This is a genomic window from Mucilaginibacter endophyticus, assembly GCF_003351025.1.
Lineage (GTDB): Bacteria > Bacteroidota > Bacteroidia > Sphingobacteriales > Sphingobacteriaceae > Mucilaginibacter > Mucilaginibacter endophyticus.
The window spans coordinates 1,578,144-1,591,619 of sequence record NZ_QPCG01000001.1 but is presented as its reverse complement, the minus strand read 5'-3'; the positions used below and the strand labels follow the sequence as shown (position 1 = coordinate 1,591,619).

Sequence of the window (13,476 nt, the reverse complement as noted above, 5' to 3'; positions counted from 1 at the left end):
TAGTTGCAATACGGTTGCCATTTGTAACAATATTTATGCCTTATGGGAAGATGTCTTTAAACGAAGCAGGATGCTAATTTATAAATGCAGTCAAAGCTAACTATTATGAATAAAAAAACTCATTGTTAAGTTATAACAATGAGTTTAAAATCTTTCGCGACTTGTGAACTTTTTCTTGGCGGAGAGAGAGGGATTCGAACCCTCGGTACCGTTTCCAGTACGACAGTTTAGCAAACTGTTCCTTTCGGCCTCTCAGGCATCTCTCCGGGTTTCACCATCTACAGCACCAAATAATTTAATGCTATAATCGTGACATCATAAATAAAAAAAGCCCTCTTTGGGCTTTTTGCGGAGAGGGAGGGATTCGAACCCTCGGTACCGTTTCCAGTACGACAGTTTAGCAAACTGTTCCTTTCGGCCTCTCAGGCATCTCTCCGGGTTTCACCATCTACAGCACCAAATAATTTAATGCTATAATCGTGACATCATAAATAAAAAAAGCCCTCTTTGGGCTTTTTGCGGAGAGGGAGGGATTCGAACCCTCGGTACCGTTTCCAGTACGACAGTTTAGCAAACTGTTCCTTTCGGCCTCTCAGGCACCTCTCCGTTTTGCTTTTCAGCTATGTCCCGTTTTTCAGGGACTGCAAATATAGTAATTCAAGCCTCCCGTCAAAAAAAAAAATCATTTTCTAATAATCTATCCTAACGTGGTAAATACTCATCAGCATCCGCTTAAAAATAGCCTTAATAGTTTCAATATCTTTTAAAGTTATATTACTGTCTTTCAGTTGATTTTGATCAAGCTTATATTTCACGATGCGATCAACCAGCACACTGATCGATTCCTCGTCCGGTTCTTTTAATGAGCGCGAAGCGGCCTCAACCGAGTCGGCAAGCATCAAAACAGCCCCCTCTTTGGTGAAAGGAATAGGCCCGGGATACCGAAAAATATTCTCGTTGATGAATTTTTCAGGAAAATTTTTCAACGACGACTGGTAAAAATAGTCGACACGGGTATTACCATGATGGGTACGTATAAAGTCGATCACAACTTCGGGCAAATTAGCCTTACGCGCCATTTCAATACCCTTGCTCACGTGACGGATGATGATCTGCGCACTTTCCTCATAAGGCAGCTTATCATGCGGGTTAAAACCCGAGCTCTGGTTTTCGATAAAGAACAGCGGGTTCTCCATTTTACCAATGTCGTGATAAAGCGCACCCGCCCTAACCAGCAGTGCATTTCCTCCAACGGCATAAATGGCATTCTCGGCCAAATTAGCTACCTGTAACGAATGCTGAAAGGTACCCGGAGCATTAAAGGCAAGCTCGCGTAACAATGGCGCGTTGGTATTAGTAAGCTCAATAAGCGTAATTTCAGAGGTAATGGCAAATATCTTCTCGAAAAGGTAAATAAGCGGATAAGCCAACAGGGTAAGCAGTACGCTAACCACAAAAGGCAAAAAGTCCATCCAGTCAATGTTCATGAAATCACCCTCACGGATAAATGTGATGCCTAAAAACGCGACAAAATAAGTGAAGATGATGATCACTGCCGAGATCAGGAACTGTTCCCTGCGTACCAGGTTTTTAATACTATAAATAGATACCATGCCTGCCGTGATCTCATAATAGGCAAACTCAAAGCTATTCGGCACAAAAAAGCCGGCAATCAACACCACCAATAAATGAATTTCAAGTGCCAAACGCGTATCAAACAATATGCGGATGATGATTGGTACAATGCAGTAAGGGATATAATACAGATTGGTAGGAAACTGTAGCTTGATAGCCAGCGACAAAGTGGCCAGCATGGCGGTAATTACCAGCAATATCAAACTTACCAGCCTGTTATCGGCATAAATATCCTTACGGAAAAGGTAAAGAAAAATCATGAGTAGCGATAAAGCAATGGCTACCAGGAAAAACTGCCCCAGCAATACCAGGTTCCGGTTGCCGTTAACGCGCGCATTATCCTCAAAGGCTTTTTTAAATGATTCAAGCTTTTGATAAACATCATCATTAACTACTGAACCTTTATAAACTATTACCTCCCCTTTTTGCACCATACCACGGGTTACCGAAAGGCCGTCAACAACTTCTTTCTCCAGTCTTGAGGTAAGGTTATTATCATAAGCAAGATTATTTTGAAGACGGTTACTGATCAAATCGAGCAGGAAAGCCTTGTCCAGATCGGTATGTTTACTTAGCACCTTATCACAATAAGCCTGTGCTTTTTCTTTAGTGAAAAGCTCGTTGGTATTTTTATCAGTTGCAACATTTTTATCCAATATTCTTATGGGATAGTTTTCTGTGCTTTGCTGATATTTTGCATTCGGTTTAAAAACACCGGTTTGATAAATTTCTGTAAGCAGATCAACACCTGCAGCAATATATTTTGGTTTTAGTTTATCGTTAATACCCGCATTATGCCATTTGATTTCCAGATCGGCCTTGAAACCATCTATCTGTTGGTTTTGCATAGCCGCGTCCAACTGGTAAATTGGTGTTATACTTTCCAGTGCCGATTTCTGATCGGCCATGATTTCCTGGGGTGTTTTTAATATGGCAAAATTATAGGGCGATACCAGGTCTTTTTGGTTCCAGATCCTGCCTTTTTCGTGCTCATAGCTAAATTTTGCCTGCTTCGGTAAAAAATAAACAATGAGTATGACACTGAGCAGCATCATCAAAAACTTAACATTACGGGCGTATTTGCGCAGTAAAGCCTTTTGGCGCGAAGTGGATAGTTTTGCCATGTAAATAATTAACCTGCCAAAAATAATATAAGTTTCTGTTATATGCAGTTTTTCTTGCTTTTGAGAAAACAAATTTGATATCTTTGTGATATCACTTTAAAATCAATTTAAATCATGAATACCGAAAAAACAATCAACCCGCCATCCGGCTTTGCCGTGTTCTTTATATTTCTGGCACTACTGGCAGTAGCCGCATTTTGTTTTTGGGCCGGTGAAGAACCTATTGGGGCCATATTAGCTATCGTAGGTTTCGTTTTTCTGCTCCCGGGACTTGTTGTCGTTAACCCAAACGAATCAAAAGTGCTTACCCTTTTCGGCAAGTACCTGGGCACCGTAAAAAAGGACGGCTTTTTCTGGGTAAACCCTTTCACTGTAAAAAGAAAAGTATCATTAAGGGCTTTTAACCTTAACGGGCAGCAATTGAAAGTAAACGATAGCATTGGTAACCCTATTGAAATTGCGGCCGTTATTGTATGGCAGATCAAGGATACCGCCGCCGCTGTATTCGCGGTTGAAAACTATATACAATATGTAAACATCCAGAGTGAGGCCGCGGTAAGGCATCTGGCCAATTCATTTCCTTATGATAACCTGGAAGATGAAAACGCGGCCATTACCCTGCGTGGCGGTGCAGAACAGGTAAGCACTATGCTGGAGAAAGAACTGAACGAAAGGCTTGACCGCGCCGGCATTGAGGTGTTAGAAGCCCGCATTTCGCATTTGGCATATGCTCCTGAAATTGCACATTCCATGTTACAGGTACAACAGGCATCGGCCATTATTGCTGCACGTAAGCTTATTGTTGAAGGCGCGGTTGGCATGGTTGAAATGGCGCTGAACAAACTATCTGAAAAAAACATTGTAGAACTTGATGAAGAACGCAAAGCAGCTATGGTGAGTAACCTGCTGGTTGTATTGTGCGGGGATAAGGCCGTTAACCCGGTTGTTAATACCGGCACTTTATATCATTAATACTATGGATCAGTTCAGAAGTTTTGATCTTTTGCGTGTACAGGAACTACCTGTTTTAAGGCATGGCTTTTGGCGACCATGGTATGAGCTTACTGATGGGCAATTCAGCTATGGCAAGCTCACCTATACCGGTTCTTTAAAACGCAGTTGTACATTGGAAACTGCCAATGGAAGCTGGATAGTGAAACGCAAAAGCTGGGTAGGCAGAAAACTTATAATTGAACAGCCCGACGGCATGGAAACGGGCTTAATAACGCCTGAGATCTGGAGCCGTAAGATAACACTGGAATTAAACAATGGGCTTACAGTTACATTTTACAATAAAAAGATCCTTTCACGTACCTATACATGGGTAAACGAACAGTTGGGCGATATACTAAGTGTTGAAACCAAGCTTTGGAGCAGGAAACAGCCTTTTATTATAAAAATCGATCCGGATATGATCAAAAAAGTACCAGAACTACCTTTATTGGCGTTACTGGGCATAAATTTAGTTTTGTTAAAACAGGCCGAAGCTGCGGCCACAAGTTGATATGGCGGAGAAGAAAGCATTTGTATTACGTATTAATCCGGATATGTTGAAGGAGATTGAAACCTGGGCTGCCGAAGAATTCAGAAGCACCAATGGCCAGATCGAATACCTGATGCAACAAGCCCTGCTTGCCCGTAAAAAGGGAACTAAGAAGAAAAAGGAAAGTGATGATTAGTGATTGGAGGTTAGAGGTTAGGCCTAAATTGACGAGATTAAGGAATAGCAGGATAACGAACTAAACCTTTGCCGGAAAAATCATGGCTTCAGCATGCTCAAAATCACTAATCTCTAATCTCCAACCTCTAATCTCTCCTCAAATCAATTTATTATGCATGCATAGCATTTTCTTTCATCCAAATCACTAAATTTGCCCACCAATTTTAATGAGGGACACATGAAAGAAGTAGTAATAGTAGCGGCTACACGCACACCTATAGGCAGTTTTGGAGGCAGTTTAGCAGCCATAAGCGCCACGCAGCTTGGTGCTGCAGTCATCAAATCGGCAGTGGAAAAAGCGGGCTTACGGCCCGACCAGGTGCAGGAAGTTTACATGGGCAATGTTATGTCGGCCAATGTAGGGCAGGCACCGGCTACCCAGGCAGCTATTTTCGCGGGGCTCCCCTATTTGCCTGCTACAACAATTAATAAAGTATGCGCATCTGGCATGAAAGCCATTATGCTGGCTGCTCAAAGTATCGCCATAGGCCAAAATGATATTGTAGTAGCCGGTGGTATGGAGAGCATGAGTAATGTTCCCTATTATCTTGATAAAGCCCGCAACGGCTATCGCTTAGGCAACGGGCAGATTATTGACGGGCTGGTAAAAGATGGCCTTTGGGATGTATATAACGACTATCATATGGGTTCGGCAGCCGAACTTTGTGCTACCGACTGCAACATCAGCCGCGAGGAGCAGGATGCCTACGCTATATTATCTTATCATCGCGCTCAGAAGGCCCAGAGCGATGGCAAGTTCAAAGACGAAATTACCCCTGTTGGTCTGAAAGATAAAAAAGGCGATATCACCATGTTTGCCGAAGATGAGGAGCCTAACACCGTAAAGTTTGATAAGATCCCTACCCTAAAGCCGGTATTTAAAAAGGACGGTACCGTTACAGCTGCCAACGCCTCAACCTTAAATGACGGCGCGGCGGCGGTAGTACTTATGAGCCGTGAAAAGGCTGATGAACTGGGCATAAAACCGCTTGCCAAAATAGTCTCTCACGCAGATGCGCAGCAAGCGCCGGAGTGGTTTACAACCGCGCCATCAAAAGCTATTCCGCTTGCATTGCACAGGGCAGGTCTTCAAGCTTCGGATATTGATTTCTTTGAAATCAATGAGGCTTTCTCGGTAGTATCAATAGCCAACAACCAACTTTTAAACCTCGACCCCGAAAAGGTGAACGTTAATGGTGGAGCCGTTTCATTGGGACATCCCCTTGGTGCTTCAGGTGCCCGGATCATTGTAACACTTTTACACGTATTAAAGCAAAATAACGGCAAATACGGCGCGGCCGGCATTTGTAATGGTGGCGGCGGCGCGAGCGCAATGGTTATCGAAAATTTACGTTAATACCCTAAAACTTATATAATTGTAAGGTATAACAGCTTTCATAAAGCTTGTGTTTACCCGGCACTGATATAAATAAGCTCACCTAACGAATTAAAATAGTGACAAAAAAAGCGCTTCTGACTGCCTTTTCAATATTACTTTGTCTGCAAAGCTTTGCACAGTATTACGATGAGGGAACCCGGCTAAAAAAGCTCAACGAATACCAGGATAGCCTGGCCAAACTCGGCAAAAAAATTGTGAATGATGAAAATGATATGGAGCGCAAAAATGCCAATTATCAGTTCATCAAAACATTGGTACAAGCATTAAAGATCAATAACTCTTTCCTGTTCCCTTTTGATTCGCTTAAAAGTATAAGCATTGTTAACTCGCCCGATAACCGTTTTCGCATTCTGAGTTGGCATGTCATCAACCTTGATGGCAGCTACCGCTTTTACGGCACTGTACAAATAAATACCGGTGGCGCACTTAAAATGTTCCCGCTTGAAGATTACTCACCGCTCCAAAAAAACCCGGAAGACTCCGTAACCGATAGTCATAAATGGTATGGTGCCCAGTATTATAAGATAATGCCTGTTTATGGCCCTAAGCCATACTATGTATTATTGGGTTGGAAAGGTAACACCGTAAAATCCACCAAAAAAGTTATCGATGTAATCTCCTTTAATAACGGTGTTCCTGAATTTGGCATGGCCGTATTTAATGGTAATGGCAAAACCCGCGACAGGGTGGTATTTGAATACGCCAGGCAAGTATCTATGCTTTTGCGATACATCCCCGAACAAAATCTGATTGTGTTCGACCACCTTTCGGCCCCCGATGGCAGAAGCAAAGATAAACCCGAAACGTTCGGTCCCGATCTGAGTTACGATGGCTATAAACTCAAAGAAGGACGCTGGACTTATGTAGAAGACCTCGACATGCGTAATATTTCCAACGGAGAATCTTCAGCTACCGATACGGAATATGTTGATCCTAAAAAACAGGCGGCGAAAGATCGCGCCCTGTTGCCAACACATCATTAAGAAATTAAATAACAGCAATAATCGAAAATTAACCATTTTGTTACAGAAAGTATCTCACTTTCGGTATTAAATTTCGGTTTGGAAGATTTATATTACCTTTAGCAAATTTTTAAGTTAACTGATGCAAGAAAAAACTGCTCCCCTAAAATCACGATTCCCCAAGAGCGTCCCTTACATTATTGGCAATGAAGCCGCAGAACGTTTTAGCTTTTATGGCATGCGTTCTATACTTACCCTATTTTTGGTAAAACAATTCTTTAACCCTGCAGCTAACCCCGCATTAGCTCAACAGGCTGATGCCCACGCCAATAAACTGAACCATTTGTTTGTTATGGTGGCCTACGCTTTGCCATTTGTAGGCGGCATAGTGGCCGACTGGTTTACCGGCAAATACAAGCTCATCCTTTATATCTCTATAGTATATTGCTTTGGGCACCTGTTGCTGGCCATGTTTGATACAAGCCTTAGTGGTTTTGAGATAGGTATGCTTGTTGTAGCTATCGGCGCCGGTGGTATCAAATCGTGCGTTTCGGCTAACGTGGGTGACCAGTTTGATGCCAGCAATCAAGATTTGCTCTCAAAAGTTTATGGTTGGTTTTACTTTAGCATCAACGCGGGTTCTATGCTATCAACAGTTGCTATCCCTCTTATTTACAAATACTACGGCCCTAAATGGGCTTTTGGTGTTCCCGGACTTTTAATGGGTTTGGCAACTGTGATATTTTTCATGGGACGTAAAAAATATGTAAAAGTACCTCCGCAAGGTGTAAACCGAAATAACCTGGTATTTATTACATGGTATGCACTTACCAATTTAAGTAAAAGAAAACCCGGCCAATCATTACTTGATATTGCTAAAGAAAGTTATGATCCTGAACGTGTTGAAGGCGTTAAAGCGGTATACCGTGTAATTGCCGTATTCTTTTTTGCATTGGCGTTTTGGGCTGTTTGGGACCAGTGCCTTTCAGAATGGACGCTTTATGCTGCAAAAATGGATCGAAACATCAATCTTGGGTTTACTTCATTCCAGATAGAGCCGGGCTCAATGTCTACATTTAATACTATTTTCCTTTTGCTGTTCATACCACTTTTTAACTATTTGATTTATCCTAATTTAGATAAGATCGGATTAAAAACAACGCCATTACGCAGGCTTGGTGCCGGTTTGGTTTTAACGGCATTATCCTTTGTAGTTATTGGTTTTACACATGTTAGCATTGATCATGGCGGCTCACCTTCAATGTGGTGGCAGGTATTGGCCTTTTTAATACTATCGGCTGCAGAAGTATTGGTATCAATTACCGGCCTGGAATACGCTTACACCCATTCTCCAAAATCAATGAAAAGCACCATGTCGGGCATTTGGTTCCTTGTTGTTTCATTTGGAAACCTGATCACCGCCCTTGTTAACGGACTTATTGAAGACGGCGGCTGGTGGGCAAGAAACCTGAAAGGCGCCAATTATGAGTGGTTTTTTGTGACCTTTATTTGTGTATTCATCATCATATTCCTGTTTGTTTCTCCACGTCTTAAAGAAAGAAACTACATTACAGATCCGTACGAGGAAAACCAGGTTATTGCCGACACGAATAATCTTTAAAATATTAAAACAAGAAAAGGATAGCGCAAGCTTTCCTTTTTTTGTTTTGATGCCCTTTAAATTGATTAATTTCGCACCCTAAATATTACCTAATTTTCAAAATACTGTTCAGTGCCCGATAGCGTTGTAATCATACCCACTTATAATGAGAAGGAAAATATCGAGCGGATGATCCGCAAAGTATTTTCTTTGCCTCATGATTTTCACATACTCGTTATTGACGACGGGTCACCCGACGGTACGCCGGAGATAGTAAAAGGTTTACAGGCCGAATATGACGGTAGCCTTTTTATAGAGGAACGTGCCGGTAAGCAAGGCTTGGGTACCGCCTACATACACGGTTTTAAATGGTGTATTGCCCGCCATTACGATTATATTTTTGAGATGGATGCCGATTTCTCACACAATCCGGATGATCTGTTGAAATTAAGGCAAGCCTGTATTGACGGCGCCGACGCTGCGATAGGTTCACGTTATGTAACCGGCGTAAACGTGGTGAACTGGCCAATGAGCAGGGTGTTGATGAGTTACTTCGCATCCGTTTATGTACGTTTTATAACCGGCATGAAAGTACAGGATGCCACCGCCGGTTTTATGTGTTACAAACGTAAAGTACTGGAAACAGTACAGCTCAATAAAGTCAAATTTGTGGGCTACGCCTTCCAGATTGAGATGAAATACACCACCGTTAAACATGGTTTTAAGCTTGTTGAAGTACCCATCATATTTACAGATCGTACTGCCGGTACTTCTAAAATGTCCACCAGTATTTTCCGCGAAGCATTTTTAGGTGTTATCCAAATGAAGATCAACAGCATTTTCAGGAAATATCCGGAAGGATGATTTGATTTCGGATTTGGGAATTGTGATTTCGGATTTATTTTTGATTATTCAGAGTAAATTCGGAATCATTTTTTTTGTAAAGATTTTAAAATAAACATCCGAAATCGAACATCCGAAATTCGAAATCAAAAATAAATACTAATTTCGTTGGCAATGAATGAGCATCTTGATCCTAACCGTGAACGTCTCAACAATGCCGAACGTGATATTGAAAAAGTATTACGGCCTCAGCAGTTTGAGGATTTTACCGGTCAGCATAAAATATTAGCCAACTTAAAGATCTTTGTACAGGCCGCCCGTCAGCGGGGCGAGGCGCTTGACCATGTATTGTTGCACGGCCCCCCGGGTTTGGGTAAAACCACACTATCCCACATTATTGCCAACGAAATGGGCGTTGGTATCAAGATCACATCGGGCCCTGTTTTGGATAAACCAGGTGATTTGGCAGGCTTGCTTACCAACCTGGAAACAGGCGACATCCTTTTTATTGACGAGATCCACCGTTTAAGTCCGCTGGTTGAGGAATACCTGTACTCGGCCATGGAGGATTTCAAAATTGATATTATGCTGGAGAGCGGCCCAAATGCCCGCTCGGTACAAATCTCCCTTAATCCGTTCACATTGGTTGGGGCTACTACCCGTTCGGGCTTACTTACCGCGCCATTGAGGGCCAGGTTTGGGATCAACTCCCGATTAGAATATTATGACGCTAAACTACTTACCACCATCGTATTACGTTCGGCGTCGATATTAAAAACTCCGATTACCGATGAGGGGGCCTATGAAATTGCCCGCCGCAGCCGTGGCACCCCACGTATTGCTAACGCTTTACTTCGCCGCACACGTGATTTTGCCCAGATCAAAGGCAACGGCAAAATTGATACGGAAATAGCTGAATATGCGCTAAACGCCTTAAATGTAGACAGCCATGGTCTTGACGAAATGGATAATAAGATCCTGTTGACCATCATTGATAAGTTTAAAGGCGGCCCTGTTGGTTTAAAAACCGTAGCCACGGCAGTTGGTGAAGATGAGGGCACCATTGAAGAAGTTTACGAACCATTCCTGATACAAGAAGGCTTTATCATGCGCACAGCGCGCGGACGCGAAGTTACCGAAGCCGCCTATAAACATTTGGGCAAGATAAAGCTGGGGGGAAATCCATCATTATTTTGATATAAACCTACATACATTACCACCAACCATGAAAACCAAATTAAAACTACTGCTAACTACAACTGCGCTTATTTTAAGCGGCATAGGCATTACATCGGCACAAACAACACCTCCGCCGCCTGTTTCTGCACCCGCTCATTCTCCATCGGTGACTTTACCTGCCGATTCGGTCAACAAGGCAAAAAAAGATACAGTACCAGCGGTACACAAACCTGTACCTACTTTAAAAGTGGGAATCATGGGCTTAAACCACGATCATATTCACCTGATATTAAGCGAGTACCGTAAAGGTAACGTAAATATTGTAGGTATTGCCGAACCTAACAAGAAGCTTTGGGAAAAATTTGGCAAAGCATATAACCTGCCCGATTCCCTGTTTTTTGACGACCTGAAGAAAATGTGTACCACCCGCAAACCTGCTATTGTATTAGGTTACAATGAGGTTGGCAAACATGTTGATATTGTGGAAACCTGCGCCCCCCTGGGTATTTCTGTTATGGTTGAAAAACCGCTGGCAGCTACTTTGGAACAAGCTAAACGCATGGAATTCCTGGCGCTTAAATATTACGTTAAGGTATTAACCAACTATGAAACTACCTGGTACCCTTCGTTCCAGGATGCGTACAATACAGTTAAGCTGGATAGCGTAGGCATGATCCGCAAAATGGTGGTTCATGACGGGCACCAGGGACCCCGTGAAATTGGTTGTAGTGAAGACTTTCTGAGCTGGCTCACCGACCCTGTTCTGAATGGCGCAGGTGCGCTTAACGATTTTGGCTGCTACGGTGCAGATTTGATGACCTGGTTAATGAAAGGTCAGCGTCCCATAGCGGTAACTGCTATTGCAAGGCATTACAAACCCAACGTATACCCTAAGGTTGAAGATGACGCCACCATAATAGTTGAATACGCCAATGCCACCGGCCAAATAGAGGCTTCATGGAACTGGCCTTTCAGCATTAAGGATATGGAGATTTTTGGCGCTAAGGGCTATATCCACGCTTTTGACAAGGATAGCGTGGAAGTAAAAGTCAATAACCGTGTGCGGGGTTATAAAGCAACACCGCTCGTTTCGCCTGCCGATGCGCCGGTAGCGTATTTTACTACAGCGTTGCAAAACCCGCTCAAAAATCCGGACGACCGTTCATCATTAAAATATAACATGATAGTGATGCAGATCCTTGACGCTGCTAAACGCTCAATAAAAGACGGTAAACGCATTGTTTTATAAGTCCAATTAGTATAATTATAAAAGCCCTGCAAAGTTTGCGGGGCTTTTTATTTTAGTTTCCATCTTACGGTTAAATTCTAAATTGATAATTAATTTTATTTACATGTCGGGGCTTGCATGTTATATAATTATTAATTTAGCCGCCGTTAATTAAGGAATAAAACCAACCTATAATATGATAAAACAAACATTAGCCATGTTGGCTCTTTGTGCTTTCGGTGCTGTTTCATGCCAGTCAAAGCCATCTGATAAATCAACTACTGCCAGCCCGGCTACTGAAACTCCGGCAACTACTAATAATGCTGCCCCGCAAGGCGATGCTGCCGCGATTTTAGCTCGTAAGCAGGTGCCGATCCTTTGCTACCACCAAATCCGCGACTGGAAACCTACAGATTCAAAAAATGCTAAAGATTACATAGTACAGATTGCTGCTTTTAAAGAGCACATTAAAATGCTTGCCGATAGTGGTTATCACACTATACTACCCGATCAGCTTTATGCCTACCTTACCAAAGGCGCGCCGCTTCCGAAAAAGCCCATTATGCTTACATTTGATGATACCGATCTGGATCAATTCACTATCGCTAACCCTACCCTTAAAAAGTATGGTTTTAAAGCGGTTTATTTTGTGATGACCGTATCATTAGGCCGTCCGCATTACATGACCAAAGAGCAGGTAAAACAACTATCTGACGAAGGTAACGTTGTTGCCAGCCACACCTGGGACCACCACCGTGTTGACCGTTATTCACATACCTCAACCCTGAAAATCATTGGCAAAAACGGTAAGATCACCAATCGCCCGGTTGATGATTGGGTTACCCAGATTGAAAAACCAACCAAAACTTTGGAAGAGATCACCGGTAAAAAAATGGATTACTTTGCTTATCCGTTTGGTATCTGGAACAAAGCCGCTTTGCCTGAATTGCGTAAACGCGGCTTTAAAATGGCTTTCCAGTTAGCTGATAAACGAGATCAAACAGATCCGCTGATGACCGTACGCCGTATTTTGGACAGTGGCTACTGGAGCACTAAAACCCTGAGCAACAGCATCAGGAATAGCTTTTAGCCCCCCGGCCCCCTAAAGGGGGAGTGTTCGGAGAATATTTAACAAAAAATGCCCGCTTTTTAAGCGGGCATTTTTTGTTCCTTTTTGGGGACGGGGTCTACAAATCCTCCCCTGCCGGGCCCTGCCCCTTGTTTGATGACGGCATTTTACTAATATCCTTTTCGTCCGGCGCTAAATGAACAATTTCGGCTATTATGGTATCATCGCCGGTGTTTTCACCTAACTCATCGTTGTGCAGGTCCGAATCATCATTATTCAGCACTGCTGCTTTATGTATTGTTTCCATAATGATATATTTATTTAATCCCCGTTACCCATTTTACCGCTTCGTCTAAATCCTCCAGCCGGTATCCGGCAAACTTACCCGGTAAAATATATTTAAACAGATGGCTGAATTCGCGCACGCCATCCTGATCAGTCACTACTGCAACCTTGTTCCAACGGGTAAAATACTTAAGTCCAAGCCTGACATTGCCACACCAGGCACCTGCTGTAAAATTCTTAATATTGGTTTCCAACACCAGTAAAAAGTTTATCCTCCCGGTTTGTCTTACCTGTTGCTCAAGCAAAGGCTGTAAAGCTCTTTCATAATCGTCTACATTAACGTGGCCAACTGCATGTATCCCTAACACATGCGCAGGCAAATATCTTATATGCTCAAGCATGCCATAAATCCGTATTGCTTATAAGTTACAA

At 42.7% G+C, this 13,476-nt stretch carries 13 protein-coding genes and 3 tRNA genes; 10 read left to right on the top strand and 6 right to left on the bottom strand.

The genetic code is table 11. The features are described 5' to 3' along the window. Positions 1–176: 176 nt before the first annotated feature. From DUL71_RS06495 to DUL71_RS06480, 4 genes are all read right to left on the bottom strand, one after another. A tRNA-Ser gene (locus tag DUL71_RS06495) sits at positions 177–266 on the bottom strand. Between the two features lie 83 nt (positions 267–349). Further along, positions 350–436, bottom strand: a tRNA-Ser gene (locus DUL71_RS06490). A gap of 83 nt (positions 437–519) precedes the next feature. After that, positions 520–606: transfer RNA gene (locus DUL71_RS06485), tRNA-Ser, on the bottom strand. An 83-nt stretch (positions 607–689) separates the two neighbouring features. After that, positions 690–2,759 carry an HD family phosphohydrolase gene (locus tag DUL71_RS06480; protein WP_114937494.1) on the bottom strand — a complete coding sequence of 690 codons (2,070 nt, stop codon included), beginning with the start codon at positions 2,757–2,759 and terminating at the stop codon, positions 690–692. A 114-nt stretch (positions 2,760–2,873) separates the two neighbouring features. Here DUL71_RS06480 and DUL71_RS06475 point away from each other — a divergent pair, with 114 nt between their 5' ends. From DUL71_RS06475 to DUL71_RS06430, 10 genes are all read left to right on the top strand, one after another. Further along, the gene (locus tag DUL71_RS06475; RefSeq protein WP_114937255.1) at positions 2,874–3,731 is read left to right on the top strand and encodes an SPFH domain-containing protein; all 858 of its coding nucleotides are present in this window, start codon (positions 2,874–2,876) and stop codon (positions 3,729–3,731) included. 4 nt (positions 3,732–3,735) lie between these two features. Then, positions 3,736–4,263 carry a hypothetical protein gene (locus DUL71_RS06470; protein WP_114937254.1) on the top strand — a complete coding sequence of 176 codons (528 nt, stop codon included), beginning with the start codon at positions 3,736–3,738 and terminating at the stop codon, positions 4,261–4,263. A gap of 1 nt (position 4,264) precedes the next feature. Then, positions 4,265–4,438: a type II toxin-antitoxin system antitoxin gene (locus DUL71_RS06465; RefSeq protein WP_114937253.1), complete on the top strand. Its 174-nt coding sequence runs from the start codon at positions 4,265–4,267 to the stop codon at positions 4,436–4,438. 219 nt (positions 4,439–4,657) lie between these two features. Beyond that, positions 4,658–5,836, top strand: coding sequence for an acetyl-CoA C-acyltransferase (locus tag DUL71_RS06460; protein WP_114937252.1), 1,179 nt, complete (start codon positions 4,658–4,660; stop codon positions 5,834–5,836). 98 nt (positions 5,837–5,934) lie between these two features. Beyond that, positions 5,935–6,861, top strand: a complete 927-nt coding sequence (locus DUL71_RS06455) for a hypothetical protein (RefSeq protein ID WP_114937251.1) — start codon at positions 5,935–5,937, stop codon at positions 6,859–6,861. A gap of 121 nt (positions 6,862–6,982) precedes the next feature. Then, on the top strand, positions 6,983–8,461 hold the full coding sequence (locus DUL71_RS06450) for a POT-type proton-dependent oligopeptide transporter (protein ID WP_114937250.1): 1,479 nt from the start codon (positions 6,983–6,985) through the stop codon (positions 8,459–8,461). A gap of 111 nt (positions 8,462–8,572) precedes the next feature. Then, on the top strand, positions 8,573–9,304 hold the full coding sequence (locus tag DUL71_RS06445; RefSeq protein ID WP_114937249.1) for a polyprenol monophosphomannose synthase: 732 nt from the start codon (positions 8,573–8,575) through the stop codon (positions 9,302–9,304). A 153-nt stretch (positions 9,305–9,457) separates the two neighbouring features. Continuing rightward, entirely contained in the window at positions 9,458–10,480 is a 1,023-nt protein-coding gene (ruvB, locus tag DUL71_RS06440; RefSeq protein WP_112574353.1) for a Holliday junction branch migration DNA helicase RuvB, read from the top strand. A gap of 28 nt (positions 10,481–10,508) precedes the next feature. Continuing rightward, a complete protein-coding gene (locus tag DUL71_RS06435; protein WP_114937248.1) occupies positions 10,509–11,711 on the top strand; it encodes a Gfo/Idh/MocA family protein in 1,203 nt (400 codons plus the stop codon). 175 nt (positions 11,712–11,886) lie between these two features. After that, positions 11,887–12,780 (top strand): polysaccharide deacetylase family protein, encoded by an 894-nt coding sequence (locus tag DUL71_RS06430; protein WP_114937247.1) that lies wholly within the window; start codon positions 11,887–11,889, stop codon positions 12,778–12,780. A 97-nt stretch (positions 12,781–12,877) separates the two neighbouring features. On the opposite strand, the gene DUL71_RS06425 is transcribed toward DUL71_RS06430, so the two are convergent. Together DUL71_RS06425 and DUL71_RS06420 are read right to left on the bottom strand one after the other, a co-directional pair. Next, on the bottom strand, positions 12,878–13,066 hold the full coding sequence (locus DUL71_RS06425) for a hypothetical protein (protein ID WP_114937246.1): 189 nt from the start codon (positions 13,064–13,066) through the stop codon (positions 12,878–12,880). A 10-nt stretch (positions 13,067–13,076) separates the two neighbouring features. Continuing rightward, complete coding sequence (locus DUL71_RS06420) at positions 13,077–13,445, bottom strand: SpoIIAA family protein (RefSeq protein ID WP_114937245.1); 369 nt, start codon at positions 13,443–13,445, stop codon at positions 13,077–13,079. Between the last annotated feature and the right edge of the window lie 31 nt (positions 13,446–13,476).

Coding starts and splice junctions, on each gene's coding strand:
- DUL71_RS06480 (WP_114937494.1), bottom strand. CDS start 2,759: ATGGCAAAACTATCCACTTCGCGCCAAAAGGCTTTACTGCGCAAATAC.
- DUL71_RS06475 (WP_114937255.1), top strand. CDS start 2,874: ATGAATACCGAAAAAACAATCAACCCGCCATCCGGCTTTGCCGTGTTC.
- DUL71_RS06470 (WP_114937254.1), top strand. CDS start 3,736: ATGGATCAGTTCAGAAGTTTTGATCTTTTGCGTGTACAGGAACTACCT.
- DUL71_RS06465 (WP_114937253.1), top strand. CDS start 4,265: ATGGCGGAGAAGAAAGCATTTGTATTACGTATTAATCCGGATATGTTG.
- DUL71_RS06460 (WP_114937252.1), top strand. CDS start 4,658: ATGAAAGAAGTAGTAATAGTAGCGGCTACACGCACACCTATAGGCAGT.
- DUL71_RS06450 (WP_114937250.1), top strand. CDS start 6,983: ATGCAAGAAAAAACTGCTCCCCTAAAATCACGATTCCCCAAGAGCGTC.
- ruvB (WP_112574353.1), top strand. CDS start 9,458: ATGAATGAGCATCTTGATCCTAACCGTGAACGTCTCAACAATGCCGAA.
- DUL71_RS06435 (WP_114937248.1), top strand. CDS start 10,509: ATGAAAACCAAATTAAAACTACTGCTAACTACAACTGCGCTTATTTTA.
- DUL71_RS06430 (WP_114937247.1), top strand. CDS start 11,887: ATGATAAAACAAACATTAGCCATGTTGGCTCTTTGTGCTTTCGGTGCT.
- DUL71_RS06425 (WP_114937246.1), bottom strand. CDS start 13,066: ATGGAAACAATACATAAAGCAGCAGTGCTGAATAATGATGATTCGGAC.
- DUL71_RS06420 (WP_114937245.1), bottom strand. CDS start 13,445: ATGCTTGAGCATATAAGATATTTGCCTGCGCATGTGTTAGGGATACAT.